17 protein-coding genes and 1 other RNA gene are annotated in these 19,806 nt (G+C 62.8%); 9 read left to right on the plus strand and 9 right to left on the minus strand.

Annotation, left to right across the window (positions count from 1 at the left end; genetic code table 11):
- Window positions 1-62: 62 nt before the first annotated feature.
- Both PVV74_RS01185 and PVV74_RS01190 read right to left on the minus strand, forming a co-directional pair.
- A complete protein-coding gene (locus PVV74_RS01185) occupies window positions 63-1,769 on the minus strand; it encodes a BCCT family transporter (protein ID WP_103761375.1) in 1,707 nt (568 codons plus the stop codon).
- A 54-nt stretch (window positions 1,770-1,823) separates the two neighbouring features.
- A complete protein-coding gene (locus PVV74_RS01190) occupies window positions 1,824-2,240 on the minus strand; it encodes a universal stress protein (protein WP_103761376.1) in 417 nt (138 codons plus the stop codon).
- Window positions 2,241-2,527: 287 nt separating this feature from the next.
- Between PVV74_RS01190 and ssrA the strand changes: the two genes are divergently transcribed.
- Window positions 2,528-2,875, plus strand: a transfer-messenger RNA (tmRNA) gene (ssrA, locus tag PVV74_RS01195).
- Window positions 2,876-2,939: 64 nt separating this feature from the next.
- Here the strand turns inward: ssrA and PVV74_RS01200 are convergent.
- Window positions 2,940-3,377 (minus strand): DUF2383 domain-containing protein, encoded by a 438-nt coding sequence (locus tag PVV74_RS01200; RefSeq protein ID WP_170067096.1) that lies wholly within the window; start codon window positions 3,375-3,377, stop codon window positions 2,940-2,942.
- Between the two features lie 377 nt (window positions 3,378-3,754).
- Between PVV74_RS01200 and chrA the strand changes: the two genes are divergently transcribed.
- From chrA to PVV74_RS01225, 5 genes are all read left to right on the plus strand, one after another.
- Window positions 3,755-4,999, plus strand: coding sequence for a chromate efflux transporter (chrA, locus tag PVV74_RS01205; RefSeq protein WP_274591947.1), 1,245 nt, complete (start codon window positions 3,755-3,757; stop codon window positions 4,997-4,999).
- Between the two features lie 67 nt (window positions 5,000-5,066).
- Window positions 5,067-5,549: an SspB family protein gene (locus PVV74_RS01210; RefSeq protein ID WP_103761870.1), complete on the plus strand. Its 483-nt coding sequence runs from the start codon at window positions 5,067-5,069 to the stop codon at window positions 5,547-5,549.
- Between the two features lie 100 nt (window positions 5,550-5,649).
- Entirely contained in the window at window positions 5,650-7,047 is a 1,398-nt protein-coding gene (fumC, locus tag PVV74_RS01215; protein WP_274591948.1) for a class II fumarate hydratase, read from the plus strand.
- Entirely contained in the window at window positions 7,044-7,223 is a 180-nt protein-coding gene (locus tag PVV74_RS01220; protein ID WP_274591949.1) for a DUF4169 family protein, read from the plus strand. The genes fumC and PVV74_RS01220 overlap by 4 nt, the downstream gene beginning before the upstream one ends.
- Window positions 7,220-7,438 (plus strand): ribbon-helix-helix domain-containing protein, encoded by a 219-nt coding sequence (locus PVV74_RS01225; protein ID WP_274591950.1) that lies wholly within the window; start codon window positions 7,220-7,222, stop codon window positions 7,436-7,438. Before PVV74_RS01220 ends, PVV74_RS01225 begins: the two co-directional genes overlap by 4 nt.
- A 436-nt stretch (window positions 7,439-7,874) precedes the next feature.
- Here the strand turns inward: PVV74_RS01225 and PVV74_RS01235 are convergent, their stop codons facing one another.
- The 3 genes from PVV74_RS01235 to PVV74_RS01245 all read right to left on the minus strand — a co-directional run bounded on the left by PVV74_RS01235 (window position 7,875) and on the right by PVV74_RS01245 (window position 11,318).
- Window positions 7,875-9,239 carry a cytochrome P450 gene (locus tag PVV74_RS01235; RefSeq protein ID WP_274591952.1) on the minus strand — a complete coding sequence of 455 codons (1,365 nt, stop codon included), beginning with the start codon at window positions 9,237-9,239 and terminating at the stop codon, window positions 7,875-7,877.
- Window positions 9,236-10,501, minus strand: a complete 1,266-nt coding sequence (locus PVV74_RS01240) for a hypothetical protein (RefSeq protein WP_274591953.1) — start codon at window positions 10,499-10,501, stop codon at window positions 9,236-9,238. The genes PVV74_RS01235 and PVV74_RS01240 overlap by 4 nt, the downstream gene beginning before the upstream one ends.
- A 64-nt stretch (window positions 10,502-10,565) precedes the next feature.
- Window positions 10,566-11,318 (minus strand): cytochrome c biogenesis CcdA family protein, encoded by a 753-nt coding sequence (locus PVV74_RS01245; RefSeq protein WP_103761385.1) that lies wholly within the window; start codon window positions 11,316-11,318, stop codon window positions 10,566-10,568.
- Window positions 11,319-11,422: 104 nt separating this feature from the next.
- Between PVV74_RS01245 and PVV74_RS01250 the strand changes: the two genes are divergently transcribed.
- The 3 genes from PVV74_RS01250 (at window position 11,423) to thiC (ending at window position 14,302) form a co-directional block, all read left to right on the plus strand.
- Window positions 11,423-11,650 carry a sulfurtransferase TusA family protein gene (locus PVV74_RS01250; RefSeq protein WP_103761386.1) on the plus strand — a complete coding sequence of 76 codons (228 nt, stop codon included), beginning with the start codon at window positions 11,423-11,425 and terminating at the stop codon, window positions 11,648-11,650.
- A 196-nt stretch (window positions 11,651-11,846) separates the two neighbouring features.
- On the plus strand, window positions 11,847-12,212 hold the full coding sequence (locus tag PVV74_RS01255; RefSeq protein ID WP_274591954.1) for a phasin family protein: 366 nt from the start codon (window positions 11,847-11,849) through the stop codon (window positions 12,210-12,212).
- 290 nt (window positions 12,213-12,502) lie between these two features.
- The gene (thiC, locus tag PVV74_RS01260) at window positions 12,503-14,302 is read left to right on the plus strand and encodes a phosphomethylpyrimidine synthase ThiC (RefSeq protein ID WP_274591955.1); all 1,800 of its coding nucleotides are present in this window, start codon (window positions 12,503-12,505) and stop codon (window positions 14,300-14,302) included.
- 176 nt (window positions 14,303-14,478) lie between these two features.
- On the opposite strand, the gene PVV74_RS01265 is transcribed toward thiC, so the two are convergent.
- From PVV74_RS01265 to PVV74_RS01275, 3 genes are all read right to left on the minus strand, one after another.
- The gene (locus tag PVV74_RS01265; RefSeq protein WP_274591956.1) at window positions 14,479-17,178 is read right to left on the minus strand and encodes an Rne/Rng family ribonuclease; all 2,700 of its coding nucleotides are present in this window, start codon (window positions 17,176-17,178) and stop codon (window positions 14,479-14,481) included.
- Between the two features lie 472 nt (window positions 17,179-17,650).
- Window positions 17,651-18,406 (minus strand): SDR family NAD(P)-dependent oxidoreductase, encoded by a 756-nt coding sequence (locus PVV74_RS01270; protein ID WP_274591957.1) that lies wholly within the window; start codon window positions 18,404-18,406, stop codon window positions 17,651-17,653.
- 59 nt (window positions 18,407-18,465) lie between these two features.
- Window positions 18,466-19,800: a sigma-54-dependent transcriptional regulator gene (locus PVV74_RS01275; protein WP_103761391.1), complete on the minus strand. Its 1,335-nt coding sequence runs from the start codon at window positions 19,798-19,800 to the stop codon at window positions 18,466-18,468.
- Window positions 19,801-19,806: the final 6 nt, after the last annotated feature.

Here is a 19,806-nt window from a genome sequence, read left to right on the forward strand (position 1 = left end):
AGCAAAGCCCCCCGGGGTGCAAGAACCCGGGGGGCTTCATTGTTTCAGGTTTGTCGCTGCCTTCAGGCGCGTTTTTCCGACGCCAGGCCACGCCAGATCGCGTAGCACATGACCAGCAACACCAGCGTGAACGGCAGGCCGGTGGAGATCACCGCCGATTGTAGCGAAGCCAAGCCCCCGCCAATCAGCAACACGATCGCCACGGCGCCTTCAAAGATGCACCAGAACACGCGCTGTGCGACCGGCGCGTCGACCTTCCCGCCTGCGGTGATCGTGTCGATCACCAGCGAGCCCGAGTCCGACGAGGTGACGAAGAACACGATCACCAGGACGATGCCGATCACCGAGGTGATCGTCGCCAGAGGCAATTGGTCCAGCATGTAGAACAGCTTCAGTTCCAGGGCCGCATCCTGTGCACCGGTATAGCCGTCGCTGACCACCTGGTTCAGCGCCGTTCCGCCGAACACGGTCATCCAGAGGACGCAAACGATCGTCGGAATAATCAGCACGCAGGTCACGAACTCACGCACGGTGCGGCCGCGGCTGACGCGGGCGATGAACATGCCGACGAACGGTGACCAGCTGATCCACCAGGCCCAGTAGAACGACGTCCAGCCCTGGCTGAAGTTCACGTCCTCACGCCCAACAGGGTTGGACAGGGCGAAGATGTTCGTCAGATAAGCCCAGATGCTGTCGAAGAACAAAGTGATCAGGAAGATCGGACCGCCAACGAAGAACACGAACAGCAGCAACAGGGCCGCAAGACCCATGTTGATCTCGGATAGGACCTTCACGCCGCCATCGAGCCCCCTAATCACCGAGACCAGAGCGACCGCGGTAATGGCCGAAATCAGAATCACCAGCAAAAGCGGATTGTTCTCGACGCCGCTTTCCTCGCTGTTGCCATAGGCAATGCCCAGGAACGACCGCGTGCCCTCTGCCGCGTCACCGCTGCCGAAGAGGTAGGTCAGGCCCGATGCCGTCTGCTCGGCGCCGAAGCCAAGCGAGGTGGCAAGGCCGAAGAGTGTTGCGAACACAGCCAGCGTGTCGATGATGTGGCCCGTCCAACCCCACACCCGGTCACCGAAGATCGGGTAAAAGGCCGAGCGCAGTGTCAACGGCAAGCCCTTGTTGTAAGAGAAAAGCGCCAGTGCCAGCGCCACAACCGCGTAGATCGCCCAAGGGTGCAAACCCCAGTGGAAAATCGTCGCTGCCATACCAAGGCGCTGTGCCGCCGCCTGGTCACCGCCCGCAGCCCCAAGTGGCGCCCAGTCGGTTCGAGCCCCCTCTTCCATCGAGGTGCCGCCCAGCGAGCTTGAGAAGTGGCTCATGGGTTCGGACACACCAAAGAACAGCAGTCCGATGCCCATGCCGGCAGCGAACAGCATCGCGAACCAGCCTATGTAGGAGTAGTCCGGCGTTGCATCTGTCCCGCCCAACCTGACGGAACCATAGGGCGTCACGATCAGAAGCAGGCAGAAAAGCACGAAAATGTTGGCCGCCCCCAAGAAGAACCAGTCGAACCCCTTGGTTACGGCGCTGAAGAGCCAGTCGAACAAGCCCGAGGCCTGCTCTGGCAGCGCCAGCGCATAAAATACGAACGCCACGATGGAGAGTCCGGAAATCAGAAAGACCGGATTATGGATATCCAGGCCGAACGGCCCGATCTTGGTTTCAATGTTGTCCTGACCGATCTGATAATCGGTCTGGATGATATCCGAGGTGCCTTCCGGCTCCGGGATACCCTGGTTTGTTGTTTCATCGGCCATGCACGGCCTCCCTATATGAAGTCTTTTAGTGTCGATCGGAATTGAGCGGTTGGCTCAGGTCCGGACCACCATCACGGAACATTTGGCGTGTTCGGCAATCTTGCCGCCATTCGACGGCCACACGTAATCCATGACGTTGGGTACGTGGCTGGCCATGATGACGAGGTCGGATCCGGTTTCGCTTACGGCCTTGAGCAGGATATCGTCGACATCGGAACTCGGGTCGTGGCTGACCAGAGAATCACCCGAAGCGCTGATACCGTAAGCCTCGCCCTGCTCTTTTGCGAATGCATCGAGCTTTTTCCCGTATTCCTCCGGCGTATGCGCGGTTGAACTGGGCGTAGTCGTGGTAACCCCGACATAGACCACTTCGGCGTTATAATATTTGGCCAGGTCGCCTGTACACTTGAGCGCCTTTTCAAGACGATCCTTGTGAGCCAAGTCAACCGGGGCCATGATCTTGTTGAACATGTCAGTCCCTCCTGTAGCGCGCCATTTGATGGCTCTTTTTGGCCACGCGCCGGGTTTGAGGGGGCCACGGATTACCCGTCTAAATCCCCCCGTGTGCTTCAGCCTAACGCGTTTGGACCCCGGGCTTCAATGAAATGCGGCTGAATTCCGAGCGCAAACGACATCCAGACGTTGCGCGACGGGGCGTAAGGCTGGCGATCAACGCGTCAAACCTTGCAAAAACTGCCTGTTTCACAGCCGGTTTCGCCGGAGATTCGCATAATTTACTGGCCGTGCCGAGACTTGATCCCATTGCAATTTTCGGAGCCTCACTTATATTTGAGGTGTCCTTCGGGACTATGGACATAAACGCGCTCGTAATAAGCGGATCGGACCCGGGGGCGGTACCCGGCGGCTCCACCAATCACCCGTCGTTGGAGGGATATGGGGCCGAAACAGGATCGACGAACGTCTAAAGGGGTTAGCTTTGTCCCGGTGAGATACCACCGTTATCGGTTCACTAAGCATAATTGCCAACGACAATAATGCTCCGGCAGCAATGGCCGCGTAAGCGGTCGGAGTAGCCGACTCTTAAGCCCTGGCCTCTAGCAAGGTCAGGCGGGGTTCGCAGGCACCTGGCAACAGAAGCCTGCACTTTCATTTTACCGGGTAAGTAGAAAAGGTGCCATCGGCGCCAAGGAAACGTACGAAGTGTGCCGTTTAATCGAACTCTCGATGCGCCGTCTGAACGAGTTCATGAAGTTCCCCACGTTGCCTGCTCAGAAGTGCTATCTCGCCTTCGTCCCGCGCAGCCGTGATGGCCGCGTCATACAGTGACAGGATGCGTTCCTCGCCCTTGATCACAGAATTAAGAACGTCTTCGTCCAAGTCATCAAAGACCGCACGGGTCTTGATGACAATGCGCTGCACTGTGGAAAAGAAACTGCCATCCTCATCCGGGACGCATCCGTGTTTTCGCAGCCGCGCGGCTAGTTCTGCCTCGTGCGCCGTGTGAGCGGCACTGAATTTCTCCATGAGCGGACGAACACCGGGCTCGGCCCTCTCGAGTATCTCATCATATCCTGCCAGCGTGTCCTTGATCCGCACCTGAAGTTTGGCCAGTGCGTCGCGATATTCGGCAGACGTGGTGAGCGTCATAAAATAAACTCCTTGAACAGTGTTTAACGCGCGAACGGCACGTGCTGTTCCAATGCGCATTGACAGACGGCACAAGGCTGGACACGCATAGGTATGGGCGAATGTGCGACCACTCCGTGATGTTTTGGCCCAAAGTCGCATCCACTGGACGTTGCGCAATCTCGGCAACGCTGTCAGCAAAGGATGTGCCATACCCCCACCCGACGGAATAATCGTACCCCAACTCGACCGCCTGATCGGAACGCAGGACTGTCACGTCAGTTTCGCAACTATCATGGACAGTTGAGGGCCGGGACAGCGGCGTATGATGCGCTGTACCGATGGGCCCGGGGCGGGTATGACGGAGGCCATGACTGGACAGTGACGCGGGATGCGCGATGACGGTATCGCTTAACAAGATGTTCCGCGTGTTCGGGCGGATCGGGATACTGTCCTTCGGCGGCCCTGCCGCGCAGATCTCCCTGATGCAGACCGAGTTGGTGGACCGGCACAAATGGCTGACCGAAAGCCAATTCCTTCAGGCGCTGTCCTTTTGCATGCTTCTGCCCGGTCCCGAGGCGATGCAGCTTGCCACCTATGCCGGATGGAAGCTGCGCGGCGTCAGAGGCGGCCTTTTGGCCGGACTGCTTTTCGTACTGCCCGGTGCAGTGGTGATCTTTGCGCTGGCGTTCGGGTACGCCTATTTCGGCCAGATGCCAGTGGTTCAGACCGTGTTCGCGGGAATTAAGGCGGCGGTGGTGGTGATCGTGTTCCAAGCGCTCTACAAGCTCGCACGCCGTGCGCTTCGGGGCGGACTGGCCCTGACGCTCGCGCTGGGGTCTTTCATGGCGATCTTTCTCTTCTCGGTGCCCTTCCCTGCCATCATCGGGGTGGCCGCCGTCATAGGGCTGGTCTCGGTGCGGACCGGCGCCACAGATGACCCGCCCGTGCCGGTCGTAACGCGGGCTGGCACGGTGCGCACGGTGGTGACATGGGGCGCGATTTGGGCCGCCCCTTTGCTGACTCTCTGGGCGCTCGACGCGACCCTGCTGTTGCAGCTCGGTCTGTTCTTTTCCAAGCTCGCGGTGGTCACCTTCGGCGGCGCCTATGCCGTTCTGGCCTACATGACGCAGGAAATTGTCCAGTCCTATGGCTGGCTCGACACAGACCAGATGATCGACGCGCTTGGCCTTGCGGAAACGACGCCGGGACCATTGATCCTTGTGACTCAGTTCGCGGGTTTCATGACGGGTTTCTTGCAAGGTGGTCCGGGCTTTGCAATGGTCGCGGCGTCGGTCACGCTTTGGGTCACTTTCGTACCGTGCTTTTTGTGGATCTTCGCCGCCGCGCCCTATGTCGAGGCGCTGCTGGCCCGGCCCCGGCTTAAAGGGGCTTTTGACGCCATTTCAGCCAGCGTGGCGGGCGTGATCCTCAATCTTGCCGTCTGGTTTACCCTGCACGTATTGTTCACCGATGTCGGCAAGGGAGCCATAGCGCCGGCGCTGCGCCTCGACAGTTTCTCAGTGCAGAACGCCTCGCTCGTTCTGCTTGCCGTTTTCATCTACGTAGGATTGCGTGTGCCCATGGTCTCCGGGCTTGCCGTCATGGCGCTGCTGGCGTGGGGCATCGATTTGCTGGTCTAAGCTGCGCGGCCTCTTTTGTTTTGCTTCGAATCCCTTATTGTGAAAATCGAAAGGTTCGGGGATGAAGATGCCGCATTCAATCGATTACGGAAAACTGATGCACCGGGCCATGCGCGGCCTGATCCAGGAAGTATTGTGCGATGTGCGCGACAACGGGCTGCCGGGCGCACATCATTTCTTCATCACTTTCGAAACGACCCACCCGGAGGCTGAGTTGGCCGATTGGCTGCGCGAACGCTACCCGAACGAGATGACGGTCGTGATGCAACACTGGTTCGACAATCTCGACGTCACCGACGAGGGATTCACCGTTACGCTCAACTTCGGCGACAGCCCCGAGACGCTCTACATCCCCTACGATGCGATCCAGACCTTCGTCGATCCTTCGGTGGAGTTCGGCCTGCGCTTCGAATCGCAGGACGAGGCCGAGGAGGATGACGAGGAAGAGGCCAGCGACGAGGCGGCGCTGGATGAGCATGACATCGAGGCCGAGGACACGACCAAGCCGCGCGATGCCGACGTGGTCAGCCTCGATAGTTTCCGCAAGTAACGTCGGCTGACACGTGCGTACGGTATTCTGCTGTATGCAGCGTTGATATTTCCACCCGGTCGGATATGAAGCGCCAAACGAACTTCCAGGAGACTCCGCAATGACCGCCACTCGTACAGAATCCGACAGTTTCGGCCCGCTGGAGGTTCCGGCAGACAAATATTGGGGCGCGCAGACGCAGCGCTCGTTGATGAACTTCCCCATTGGCTGGGAAAAACAGCCGGTGGCAATCGTCCGTGCGCTGGGAGTGATCAAGAAGGCCTGCGCCATGGCCAACAAGGAGGCGGGCGTGCTGGACGCGAAGCTGGCCGACGCGATCATCGAGGCGGCGGGCGAAGTGGTCGAGGGCAAGCTGGACGACCATTTCCCGCTGGCGGTATGGCAGACGGGATCCGGCACACAGTCGAACATGAATTCCAACGAGGTAATCGCCAATCGCGCCATCGAGATCCTCGGTGGCGAGATAGGCAGCAAGGACCCGGTGCACCCCAACGATCATTGCAATATGGGGCAATCCTCGAACGACACCTTCCCGACCGCGATGCATATCGCGACAGCCATGTCGGTGCGTGACGTCCTGCTTCCGGGGCTTCTAAAGCTGGCAGAAGCGCTAGAACAGAAGTCTAATGAATTCAAAGACATCATCAAGATCGGTCGCACCCATACGCAGGATGCGACGCCACTGACACTGGGTCAGGAATTCTCAGGCTACGCGCATCAAATCCGCATGGGGATCCAGCGCATCGAGTCCGGCCTTCCGGGCATCCACGAACTTGCCCAGGGTGGCACCGCCGTGGGAACCGGGCTCAACACCCGCAAGGGCTGGGGTGAAGCGGTGGCGGCGAATATGGCCGAGATCACAGGTCTGCCCTTTGTCACCGCGCCCAACAAGTTCGAGGCGCTGGCCGCGCATGATGCGATGGTGTTCCTGTCCGGAGCAATCGCGACCGTTGCGGGAAGCTGCTACAAAATTGCCAATGATATCCGGTTCTTGGGCTCAGGTCCGCGATCTGGCCTGGGAGAGTTGATCCTGCCGGAGAATGAGCCCGGCTCGTCGATCATGCCGGGCAAGGTGAACCCGACACAGGCCGAGGCGTTGACGCAGGTGGCGGCCCACGTGATGGGCAACGACGCCGCGATCAAGTTCGCCGGGAGCCAGGGGCATTTCGAGCTCAATGTCTACAACCCGATGATGTCCTATAACCTGTTGCAATCCATACAGCTTTTGGGTGACGCCGCGGACAGCTTCACGGAACGTATGCTGCTGGGCATCGAGGCCAATGAGCCTCGGATCGACAAGCTGATGAAGGAAAGCCTGATGCTCGTGACCGCACTGGCGCCGACCATTGGATATGACAACGCCACCAAGGTCGCCAAGACGGCGCACAAGAACGGTACCACCTTGAAAGAAGAGGCAATTTCCCTTGGGTTCGTGGATGAGAAGACCTTTGACGAGGTGGTTCGGCCCGAGGAAATGATAGGCCCGAAAGACGCATGAGCGAGATCGTCAATCTCAACCGCATTCGGAAGGCGAAGAATAACGCGAAGAAGCGATCACAAGCTGATGAAAACGCTGTGAAATTCGGACGCACGAAGGTCGAGAGAGAGATCGACGCAGCGCGGGCGGAAAAGGCGCGGGACGCGCTGCGGCAGCATCGCCTGGACGAAGAGTGAGCCGGCCGGTCAAACGGTCGCTCACGCTGCGCGGGCATCGGACCAGCGTCTCGCTGGAAGACGAATTCTGGAAGTGTTTCAGAGAGATAGCGGCGAAAGAAGATGTGCCCGTCAACGTGTTGGCCGCGCGGATCGACGAGGCGCGGGGCGTGGACATGGGGCTGGCCTCTGCGATCCGGCTATACGTGCTGCGGCATTACCGGGACAAAAGTTAACCCGGCCCCGCAGCCCAAAATGGCGCGTCGGTATTGCGTCGGTATCCGGGTGGCATCGCGTCGGTGTCGTTTCTTGCAAGAGACCGGATTAAGAGACCGCGCCTTTTTTACCCAGTATTAACTATGTTTGGGCCAGCATGAGCCCATGTCAGAGCTTCGCTTTCTCCTGCCCGCCGACATTTGGATGCGCAAAATCTTCGACGCGAAAGCCGCTCGGGAAGGCGGTGTCGTCCGGCGCAGCGTTCGCGACATCGAGAGGATCGTGGGCAGAGACCGATTCCGGCGCGAGATCGGGCGGCGGGGATACCATGCGGTCGAGAACGCGGGACAGGTTGTCATCTTCTGCAATAACGAGCGGGTGTCGGTTTGGTGTTGAGCGCCAAAAGCTTTGAGAAAGCTTTTGGCAAATCTTTTTTGAAAAGATTTGCCCCGGCCCCTAGCGCGGCGTGACCTTGAGCCAGATGCCGTCCTTGCCGCGCACCGTCAGGTGCGCCACCGGCATGGCGGGACGCTCCGGAACGAGTTCGAACCGGTAAACGGCAACCATCATCGACAGGAGCAGCGGCCCCTCGATCATGGCGAACCCGGCGCCGGTGCAGACGCGCTGTCCGGCAGAGAACGGCATGTAGGCGTTGCGCAGACAGGCCCGTCCGTTCTCGGTGCCAAAGCGCGCAGGGTCGAAGTCGTCCGGGCGGTCCCAGAGCCGTTCGTGGCGGTGCTGGTGCCACGGGCTGAGGACGATCTGGCTGCCTTTCGGGACCTGCCGGTCGCGGAAGGTTTCAGGACAGGCGGCCTCACGGACCATCATCGGCACGGGCGGATACAGGCGCAGGGTTTCGCGAAAGACATCGCGCGAGAGGCGCAGTTTGCCCATGTCCGAGAACGCCATGCTGCCCTCTGTCAGAACCTCTTGCGCCTCCGACGCCAGACGTTCCTGCCAGTCGGGGTGCATCGCCAATAGATAGAGCGCCCAGGCAAGGGCCGAGGCCGACGTCTCGTGCCCGGCGAGAAAGAAGATCGCCACCTGGTCGACCATCTCGGGCGTGTCGAAGCGGCCGCCGGTTTCGGGGTCGGTGGTGGTCATGATCTTGGTGGCAAGATCGTCGGGCGCGGTGCCCGCCGCAATCTCGTCCATCCGGCGGGTTGTCAGGCGGGTGATCAGGTCGCGGATCGTGCGCGCCGTCGCCTTGGTCCGGCGGCGGTGAAAGCGCGGGAACCAGCGCGGCAGTGGCAGGAAGGCGGCCAGGTTCAGCATCGGCTGGGTGCGCTGGTGTTCGCGGAACTCGTTGAAGACACGGGTGGCGATCTCGTCCTCGATCGGGATCGAGAAGAGCGTGCGGAAGATTACGTCGGCGGCGACGTGGCTGGTTTCGGCCTCGATCTCAACGGGCTGGCCGGTGGCGTGATCGGCGAGGCGCGCCACGGCGCCCTGCCCCGCCGCCAGCATGGCGGGGAAGGTATCGCGCAGGCGCCCTCCCTCGAAGGCCGGGTCGATGATGCGGCGCTGGCGTTTCCATGTCTCGCCGTTGGTGACGAAGACGGAATTGCCCAGGAGCGGCGTGAGGCCTTCGCGCACGCGGTCGGATTTCGGGAAATCGTCGGGGCGTTCCTTGAGCACAAGGTCGACAAGCTCGGGCTGGTTGCAGAGGTAGGAGCGGAAGAACGGCGTGCGGAATTCGGCCATCCAGGCGCGGTACAGCCGCGCGGGCTGGGCCGAGAGGATGTCGGCCCGGAAAAGCCGCATGTAGCGCCAGAGCGAAACGCGGCCCTCGCGCGCGGGCGGCTTGGGCGGTTGGCTCATGCCGCCATGCTCGTGAAGCGGGAGGTGGCGCGGGTGATGCGGCTGGGCGACGGGGCGCGGTCGGTGTAGCGGTGGCCCAAGGTCTGCGGGCCGGCGGTGATCTGGAAATAATCGTAGTCGCCGGGGCGGTCGAAGGCGCAGAGATACTGGAAATGCAGCCGAAAGAAGCGCCAGCGCAGGGCCTTCCAACGTGCCGGGCTGAGGGTTTGGGTGAAGGCGGCCGAGAGGATCAGGGGCCAGCGCTGATTCTTGGGGGCGACGCCGGAGACGGCGACCGGATCGCAAAGCGCGAAGGCGCAGCCGTCGCCGGGGGCGGTGACGTCGACCCAGGCGAGTTCCTCGCGGGTCGAGAGGTAGTGCAGGTCGGCGCGGAGGCGGTGGGCCTCCTTGAGAAAGGACACCATCGGGACGACCTGCCCCAGCGTGAGGAACGAGAGTGTCGGGCCGTTTTCCGGCACGCGGCCTGCCCGGATGAGATCTGCGAGGATGGAGACGCCGAGATGGGCGCCGGAGGAGTGGCCGACGACGAGGACCTCGTCCACGTCGCGGGTCAATGCGGCGGCGATCTCGTCGGTGAACTGGGCCATCCGCGCCTCCAACTTGGGCGGGTTGGCGCCCTTGGACTGGGCCGAATAGGCGTAGTCGTGCATGAGGTAATAGGCGAAAAGCTTGTTGTCGCGGGCCTTGAACCAGCGCAGCAGCGCGTAGCCTGCCAGAAGCGCGACCGGAATGCTGCCGTAAAGGACATAGACGAAGGCATCGGAGAACAACTGGTCCGGAGGCCGAAAGAGCGTTTCCCATGTCCAGACGATGGCGGACCACAGGCCAAAGGCCAGCGCGAGGGCCAGCACCAGTTGCACGACCAGGAAGCCCACCGGGTAGAGCGCGGCAATGACCGGCCCCTTGCGCAGGCGCATCAGGCGGAACAGCGCGCCCGAGGCGATATAGGTCCAGGCGGTGCGGATGAGTTGCAGGTAGGTCCCGGCGATGCCGCGCTCCATGCTGTCGCGGACGATGTCGGACCAGACCAGCACGTCGAACTCGGTATGGACTGCCTGGCCCTCTATGGTCGCGTCTACCTGCCAGCCGTAGCGGCCTTGAGTTTTGCGGGCCGACAGGGCGAGGTCATAGCCCGAGAGGCCCGCCTGCTCCGCGCCCTCCTTGCGGTAGAGCTCGCGGTAGCGGCGGGGATGAATGGGATCGTATCCCGGAATGTAGAACACCCGGCGACGGGTGACGGGGGCGTGGGTGGGGCTGCTCATGCCAGACCTGTCTTGGCCTCTTCTTTGCAAGAGCGTAGCCCATTATTGGGGCGAGAGTAAGACTTTAGCCGACCAGCGCGAGGGCCGGGAACATCTCGAGCAGCCAGTAGGAGAAGGCGGCGAAACCACCCGTCAGCATCAGCAGGCCAATGGTCCAGAGGAGCAGGCCCATGATGCGCTCGATCTGGTCCATGTGGCGTTTCATCCAGTTCATCAGCCCGGTCAGGCGCGGCAGGAACGCGGCGACCAGAAGGAAGGGGATGCCGAGCCCCGCCGCGTAGACCGCCAGAAGAAGCGTGCCGCGCGTGACGGAGGCTTCGGACGCCGCCAGAGACAGGATCGCGCCCAGCTGCGGCCCTATGCAGGGCGTCCAGCCGAAGGCAAAGGCGAGGCCGAGGATATAGGCCCCGAACGTGGTGCCGCCCTTGTCGCCCACGTCGAGGCGCGCCTCGCGGTCCATGATGCCGATGCGGAAGATCCCGAGGAAATGCAGGCCGAAGATCATGACGATGAGGCCGGCGGCGGTGTTGAAGTAATCCTGGTATTGCAGGAAGGCGCGGCCAAAGGTCGAGGCCGCAAAGCCGAGGAACAGGAAAACGGTCGACAGGCCCAGCACGAAGAAAAGCGCGGGCAGGATCGCCTTGTTGCGCGTGCGGCGCTCGGACTGGAGGTCGGTCACGGTGACGCCGCTCATGTAGGCCAGGTAGGGCGGCACGATGGGCAGCACGCAGGGGCTGAGAAACGAGAAAACGCCGGCCACGAGCGCGATGGCCATGGCGGGGATCAGGGTGGCGTCTATGAGATCGATTCCGAACATGCCTTTCGTCTAGTGCAAAACGCGGAGGGCGTCACGCGGCGCGGCGTCACAGCGCGGTCACATCTCGGTGGACAGGCTGTAACGGTTGGACTACCTCCGGTCGCATGAGCGAACCTGAGACCATCGACGCCGTGGGGCTCTTGTGCCCCCTGCCCGTGCTGAAGCTGCGCAAGCGGATGAAGCCGCTGGCCAGTGGTGATGTGATCGTGCTGCGGGCGGATGACCCGGCGGCGGTGATCGACGTGCCGCATTTCTGTGCCGAGGCGGGGCACGAACTGATCGAGACGGTCGAGGACGGGGTGGTGACGCTTTACCGGGTGCGCAAGGGCTGAGGCGCACGGGGGTGCGACAACGGCGCGAGGGGCAGCAGGCCGGTTGCGCTGTACCTCGGATGAGCCACGTCATATAATTGTTACCGTCCCGAATGGCGCAAGGCGCGTGTTTCGGTGTGTAGTGCCAGATCGGAAGACGTTCCCGCAAAGACCGCCCCGCCGCGGGCTTTGCCGAAGCTCGGAAGGAGTGGCGCAGATGGCCAGATCTACGAAGAAAACAACCGAAACCCCGGACACGACCTACCAGGCCAATGCCGGCATGGTGGCCGCGATGGCGGCGTTCAGCCCTGTGGCGATGACCGCATGGTTCGACATGGTTCAGGAAAGCATGCGCTTCATGTCCGAACGGCTGGAGAAGGATCTGGAGGCGCAGCGCGCGATGCTGGCCTGCAAAACGCCGCAGGAGCTGATGCAGGTTCAAAGCGATTTCATGAAGAAGGCGTTCACGGACTATACCGAAGAAACGCGGCGGATGATGGAGATGATGGGCGTTGCGATGAAGGTGGATATCAAGGACACCGCCCCGACGACCCGGCGCAATTACGACGATGTGCCGGTCTGATCCGCACCGCCCGAGACTTTTCCCGATTGGCCGTTGAAATGACGGCGGCGCTTCGCTAGCCTGCGCTTACGCAGGGGGGTCCCGCCCAGGGGACTGAGAGGCTGACAGGGCATATGCCCGGTGACGCGACCCTTTGAACCTGACCCAGTTGACACTGGCGTAGGAAGCTAGGATCGCATTCCCGGACGTCCGGGCACTGTTTTCCGAAGACGGGGCGCATCGCCCCCGCGTTTCCCTCAAGCCACGCCTCATCTGGTGTCTTTTCGAGTAACCGCTTGAGGAGCGCCAAAATGAACGTACCCAATCCCAAGATCACCACGGGCGAGCTGCCCGCGTCACGCAAGATCTACGTGAAAGGCACGCAACACCCCGATATCCGCGTGCCGATGCGCGAGATTTCCGTGCATCCCACGTCCGGCGAAGAGCCCCTGCCCGTCTATGACAGTTCAGGGCCCTATACCGACCCGAACGTGTTGACCGATATCCGCGAGGGCCTGCTCCGCCTGCGCCGCGAGTGGATCGAGGCTCGCGGCGATGTCGAGGAATACGAGGGCCGTCATGTAAAGCCCGAGGATAACGGTTTCGTCGAAGGCGACCGCCTGACGCCAGAATTTCCCAATATCGCCGCACCGATGCGGGCAAAAGATGGCAAGGCGGTCACGCAGCTGGCCTATGCGCGGGCGGGCGTGGTGACGCCGGAGATGGAGTTCATCGCCATTCGCGAGAACCAGATGCGCGAGGCCGTGGCCGAGGCGCGCGACGGCAATGACTGGGGCGCCAATATCCCCGACTATGTGACGCCGGAATTCGTGCGCGACGAGGTGGCGGCGGGCCGGGCGATCATCCCGGCCAACATCAACCACCCCGAATCCGAGCCGATGATCATCGGGCGCAATTTCCTGGTGAAGATCAACGCCAACATGGGCACCTCCGCCGTGACCTCCTCGATGGAAGAGGAAGTGGACAAGCTGGTTTGGGCGATCCGCTGGGGCGCGGACACGGTCATGGACCTTTCCACGGGCCGCAACATCCACAACACGCGCGAATGGATCATCCGCAATTCCCCCGTGCCGATCGGGACCGTGCCGATTTACCAGGCGCTGGAGAAGGTGAACGGCATCGCCGAGGACCTGACCTGGGAGGTGTTTCGCGACACGCTGATCGAGCAGGCGGAACAGGGCGTGGATTACTTTACCATCCACGCCGGCGTGCGCCTGCACATGGTGCCGATGACGGTGGACCGGGTGACAGGCATCGTGTCGCGCGGCGGGTCGATCATGGCCAAGTGGTGCCTGCATCATCACCGCGAGTCGTTCCTGTATGAGCATTTCGAGGAGATCTGCGACATTTGCCGGGCCTATGACGTGTCGTTCAGCCTTGGTGACGGGCTGCGGCCCGGGTCCATCGCGGATGCCAATGACGAGGCGCAGTTCGTCGAGCTGGAGACTCTGGGGGAACTGACCAAGATCGCCTGGGCCAAGGATTGCCAGGTGATGATCGAGGGGCCGGGCCACGTGGCCATGCACAAGATCAAGGAGAACATGGACAAGCAATTGGAGTGCTGCCACGAGGCGCCGTTCTATACGCTTGGACCGCTGACCACGGATATCGCGCCGGGGTATGACCATATCACCAGCGGGATCGGGGCGGCGATGATCGGGTGGTTCGGCTGCGCGATGCTGTGCTACGTGACGCCCAAGGAGCACCTGGGCCTGCCCGACCGGGACGACGTGAAAACAGGGGTGATCACCTACAAGATCGCGGCCCATGCCGCCGACCTCGCCAAGGGCCTGCCCGGCGCGCAGCGGCGCGACGATGCGCTGAGCCGCGCGCGGTTCGAGTTCCGCTGGGAGGACCAGTTCAACCTGTCGCTGGACCCGGAAACCGCGCGGGAGTTCCACGACCAGACCTTGCCCAAGGAAGCGCACAAGGTGGCGCATTTCTGTTCGATGTGCGGGCCGAAATTCTGCTCGATGCGGATCAGCCATGACATCCGCGCCGAGGCGCAGAAGGAAGGGATGGAGAAGATGGCCGCCAAGTTCCGCGAAGGCGGGGATTTGTACGTGCCGGTGGATGAGGCGGAGGAGTGAGCGCCGGGATCTGCCGGCGCTCATCCCGGACCTGATCCGGGATCTCTACGGTTCGAGGTCCCGGGTCAAGCCCGGGACAGCGTGTGCAAAGTCGCGTGATCGCTACTGGATGCGTGAGAATGAAACCAAAAACGCCGGGGTCCTGCCCCGGCGTTTCATGTTTATGTCAGAGCGACCTAGCTGCCGAACGACCACCAGCCCTTGCGCTTGGGCTTGTCCTCGGCCGGCTCGGGCGTAGCGGTCTCGGCCGTGTCGGTGGCCTCGGCGGCGACCGGCTCGGGCTTCTTGCGCGGAGCGCGTTTGCGGGCCGGTTTGGCCTCTGGCTCGGGTGCGGCTTCGGCAGCCTCGGGTGCGGGCTCCGCCGCGGGTTCGGGCGCTGCCTCTGCGGCCGCCTCTGGCGCGGGCTCTTCCTTTTTCTTGCGCGAGCGCGGCTTGGGCTTCGGCTTCTCCGCAGGTTTGTCCTCCGGCGTGGCCTCGGCCGTCTCGGACGGGGTCTCGGCGGCTGCCTCTTCCTTGGGCGCGTCGTCGGTCTTTTTCTTGCGCGAGCGGCTGACGCGCTTGGGCTTGTCCTCTTTCGGCGCCTCTTCGGAGACGTTTTGGGACTCTGCTGCAACGGGTTCTGCCGGTGTGTCGTCCTTCGGCGTCTCGTTCTTTTGGTCGGACGGGCCGTCGCCGGAGGGCTGACCGTTCTCCTGCTGATCGCCGTTCTGGTTCTGGCCGTTCTCGCCATTCCCGGATTTCGAGCGCGAGCGGCGACGCCGGCGGCGGCGCTTTTTCTTGGGTTGGCCGTCGCCCCCGTCATTGCCGCCGTTGTTGCCCCCGTCATTGCCCTCGTTCTCGGGCGCGGGCGGGGCCTCGGCGGGATCGGGCGTCTCGGCGTCGGCAGCGTCGTCGATATCGTCCATCAGCGAGCTGTCGACCGACACCACGGCGGCGGAGGTCTGTTTCACCACGCGGGAGGCTGTCTTGAACTTTTCGAGCGTGAAGTCGGGGCTGACCAGCGTCGGGTCGCCCTCGATCCGCACCGACAAACCGTAGCGGCCCTCGATCTGTGCGACGTGCTCGCGTTTCTGGTTGATCAGGAAGTTGGCGATGGCCACGGGGCATTTCACCAGCACCTCGCGGGAGCGTCCGCGGGTGCCTTCCTCTTCGATCTGGCGCAGGATGGAGAGCGCCATGCTGTCGTCCGAGCGGATCAGGCCGGTGCCGTGGCAGGAGGGGCACGGCTGGGTCGTGGCCTCGAGCATGCCGGGGCGCAGGCGCTGGCGCGACATTTCCATCAGGCCGAAGCCCGAGATGCGGCCCACCTGGATGCGGGCGCGGTCGGTCTTGAGCCGGTCCTTCATGCGCTTCTCGACGGCGGCGTTGTTCTTGCGCTCGTCCATGTCGATGAAGTCGATCACGATCAGGCCCGCAAGGTCGCGCAGGCGCAGCTGGCGGGCGACTTCGTCGGCGGCCTCCAGGTTGGTCTTGAGCGCGGTGTCCTCGATCGAGCCTTCCTTGGTGGCGCGGCCGGAGTTGACGTCGATGGCCACCAGCGCCTCGGTCACGCCGATCACGATGTAGCCGCCGGATTTGAGCTGGACCGTGGGGTTGAACATGCCCGCGAGGTACGATTCCACCTGGTAGCGCGCGAAGAGCGGCAGGGTATCGGTGTACTGCTTCACGTTCTTGGCGTGGGACGGCATGATCATCTTCATGAAGTCCTTGGCGATGCGGTAGCCGCGCTCGCCCTCGACATGGACCTCGTCGATCTCGCGGTTGTAGAGGTCGCGGATCGAGCGTTTGATCAGGTCGCCCTCTTCGTAGATCTTGGCCGGCGCGATGGATTTCAGCGTCAGTTCGCGGATCTGCTCCCACAGGCGTTGCAGGTACTCGTAGTCGCGCTTGATCTCGGACTTGGTGCGCTTGGCGCCCGCCGTGCGCACGATCAGGCCCGCGCCCTGGGGCACGTCGATCTCGTTGGCGATCTCTTTCAGTTTCTTGCGGTCCGTGGCGTTGGTGATCTTGCGGCTGATGCCGCCGCCACGGGCGGTGTTGGGCATCAACACGCAGTAGCGGCCGGCGAGCGAGAGATACGTGGTCAGCGCCGCGCCCTTGTTGCCGCGCTCTTCCTTGACGACCTGCACCAGCAGGATCTGGCGGACCTTGATGACTTCCTGGATCTTGTAGCGGCGCGGGCGCGGTTTGCGCGGCGGGCGGATATCCTCGTGGTCGTCGTCATCGGCGACCGACTCGATGGACTCGTCCTTGGAGGACGCATCGGAGCGTTTGGACGTGTCGTCGTCATCCTCGCCGTGGTCGTCAGCGTCGTCCTTGCCCTCGTCCGCCTCTTTCGTGGCGGCCTCGGTGGTGTCGTCGTCCTGCGGTTCCTCGACCGGGGTTTCGGCCACGGTTTCCATCGGCGACAGACCTTCGTCGTCATTCGCCGCCTCGTCGTCAAGGTCGATGGTTTCCATGCCGTCGATATCCGACTTGGCGACGGAATCGCCGTTGTCGGCCTCGGCCGCCTTGGACGAGCGCCGCCGGCGGCTGCGCTTGGGCTTGGGTTTGTCCTCTTCCTCGTCTCGCGCCTTCATCGCCTCGGCGTAGGCGCGCTCCTCTTCCAGCAGCGCCTCGCGGTCGGCCACGGGGATCTGGTAGTAATCGGGGTGGATCTCCGAAAAGGCGAGGAAACCGTGGCGGTTGCCGCCGTAATCGACGAAGGCCGCCTGAAGTGACGGTTCGACCCTTGTGACCTTTGCGAGATAGATGTTGCCAGCTAGCTGGCGCTTGTTTTCCGATTCAAAGTCGAATTCCTCGACCTTGTTTCCGTCGACCACCACGACGCGGGTTTCCTCCGCGTGGGTGGCATCGATAAGCATTTTCTTGGCCATGTATGTCCGTTGCACGACAAAGGCCGCCAGCCCCCGGGGGGAGCGAGCGTGCGTTGGTCGTGTCTTTTTCGAGCGATATGCGACGCGCGGAAGGCCCGACCGGATCGGGTCTTGCACTGGAACGTCGATGTTCTCGCGCGCGTCATCGCGGTTCTTCTCCAGGGCTGCGGGACCTCGGCCCCCTGCCCCCGTTCATGTGCCGCATCATCCCTTGAGATGTGCCGGCGTCTCGTGGTCCCTCGGGGGACCCAATCGGTTGCCTCACCACCCGTTCCTGGGCCTGAAGCAGCGAAACTCTGGAATGGTCCACAATTGGTGGAGCATATCTCCTAATTAAGGGCGGAAGACGGTAAAAGACAATGGGTAATCGTGCCTGCGTTGCAATTCGGGCCGGCGCTACGGCGCGCGGGAGGAAAGCATCCACAGGAAAACACCACCCACGCGGCGCAAGGGGCGCGTGGGTGGTAGCCGGTCAGGCAGCGAAGTTCGGCTGACCGTTCGAGGCCGATAGCCCGCCATCCACGGGCAGCACCACGCCGTTCACGAAGCCCGCGTCATGCGAGGCCAGAAAGGCGATGACGCTTGCGACATCTTCGGGTTCGGCGGCGCGGCCCATCGGGATGCGGTCCTTGAAGCGCGCCATCAGACTCTCGTCGTCGCGGATGCCCGAGGACATGTCCGTGCGGGTCAGCGACGGGGCCACGGCGTTGACGCGGATGTCCGGCGCGAGGTCCAGAGCCATGGCGCGGGTCATGTTGCTGACCGCGCCCTTGGAGGCATTGTAGCCGAACATCGTCCAGTCGCCGCCAAGGCCGGACACCGAGGACGTGTTGACGATGCACGCGCCATCGGCCTTTTTCAGTTCCGGCAGGGCCGCGGTCACGCAGTTGAAGACGCCGCCGGCATTGATGTTCATCTGGGCGTTGAAATCCTCGAAGCTGAGGTCGCCGGGCGCCCCGCCACGCGCGATGCCGGCGTTGTTGACGACGCAGGTGAGGCCGCCGAAGCTTTCGACGGCTTCGGTGACCAGCCGCTCGGCATCGTCGGGTTTGGAGACGTCGCCGTCGACGACCCGGACGCCCATTTCCGGCAGTTCGGCCGCGACGGCGTCAAGCTTGTCTCGGGTGCGGCCGTTCAGGACGACATTCCAGCCGTCATCGGCAAAGCGTTTGGCGGTGGCGGCGCCGATGCCCGAGCCGGCGCCGGTGATGATTGCTGTACGGGTCATGCTGCTCTCCTTTGTGTGTCGCAGGAGAAACGCGCGGGCTTTGACCCGGTTCCAGCCGGTTAGAGGTAGTCCGAGCGTTGCAGGCCGTATTTTGCCATCTTCTCGTTCAGGGTGCGGCGCGGCAAGCAAAGCTCGTCCATCACCGAGGCGATCGAGCCCTTGTGGCGGCGCATGGTGTTGTCGATCAGCATGCGCTCGAACGCCTCGACATATTCCTTGAGCGGCTTGCCCTCGGTCGTCATCACCGGCTGCATGTCCTGATGGTCGGACATCAGCAGCGAGGCGATGGTGCCCGAGCCGCGGCGCGATTGCAGCACGGCGCGTTCGGCGATGTTGATCAGCTGGCGCACGTTGCCGGGCCACGGGGCCTGCAAGAGTTGCGCGGCTTCCTGGGCGGAGACCTGTGGCGCCTCGCAGCCGTAATCATCGGCGAAGGCATCCGAGAAGCGGGTGAAGAGCGTCAGGATATCCTCACCGCGCTGGCGCAGGGGCGGCACCGTGATACGCAGCGCGCCGAGGCGATAGAACAGGTCCGAGCGCAGCGCATCCTCGCAGGTGCGGTCCTGTTCCTGCATGTTGGAGATCGCCACGACCCGGGTTTCCGGCGGGGTGCCTTCCTCGTTGACGAAGGACAGCAGCTTGGCCTGCGCGGCATCGCTGAGTTTCTCGATATCTTCCAGCACGAGCGTACCGCCGCGAGCCTCTTCCACCGCAGGCAGGCGCGTGTCCTCGGGCTGCATCGGGCCGAAGAGGCGCTTCATCAGGGCGTCTTCCTCGATGCCCGAGCAGGAGATAAGGACGAATTTCTTGCCCGCGCGGGCGCCAACGGCGTGCAGGGCGTGGGCCACGAGGGTCTTGCCGGTGCCGGTCTCGCCCTCGATCAGGACATGGCCGTCGGCCTGCCCGAGGTCGAGGATGTCTTCCTTGAGGCGCTCCATCACCGGCGAGGCGCCGATGAGTTTCTTCATCAGCTGACCGCCATCGGAAAGCTCGCGCCGCAACGCGCGGCTGTCTAGCACCATGCGGCGAGCGTTCGTGGCGCGTTTGGCCAGCTCGTTCATCCGGTCGGGATTGAATGGCTTTTCGAGGAAGTCATAAGCCCCGACCCGCATCGCCTCGACCGCCATGGGCACGTCGCCGTGGCCGGTGATCATGATCACGGGCAGAGAGCTGTCGCTGCCCATCAGCTTCTTCAGGAACTGCATCCCGTCCATGCCGGGCATCTTGATGTCGGTGACGACGATGCCGGGATAATCCGGCCCCAGCACCTTGAGCGCCTCTTCCGCGGAGGGGAACGCCTCGGTGTCGTATCCCGACAGGGCCAGCCATTGGCTGATCGACTGGCGCATATCCTTTTCGTCGTCGATGATGGCGATTTTCATGGCGGTCGGCATGTCCTT

The organism is Roseovarius sp. SK2, assembly GCF_028807495.1.
Lineage (GTDB): Bacteria > Pseudomonadota > Alphaproteobacteria > Rhodobacterales > Rhodobacteraceae > Roseovarius > Roseovarius confluentis.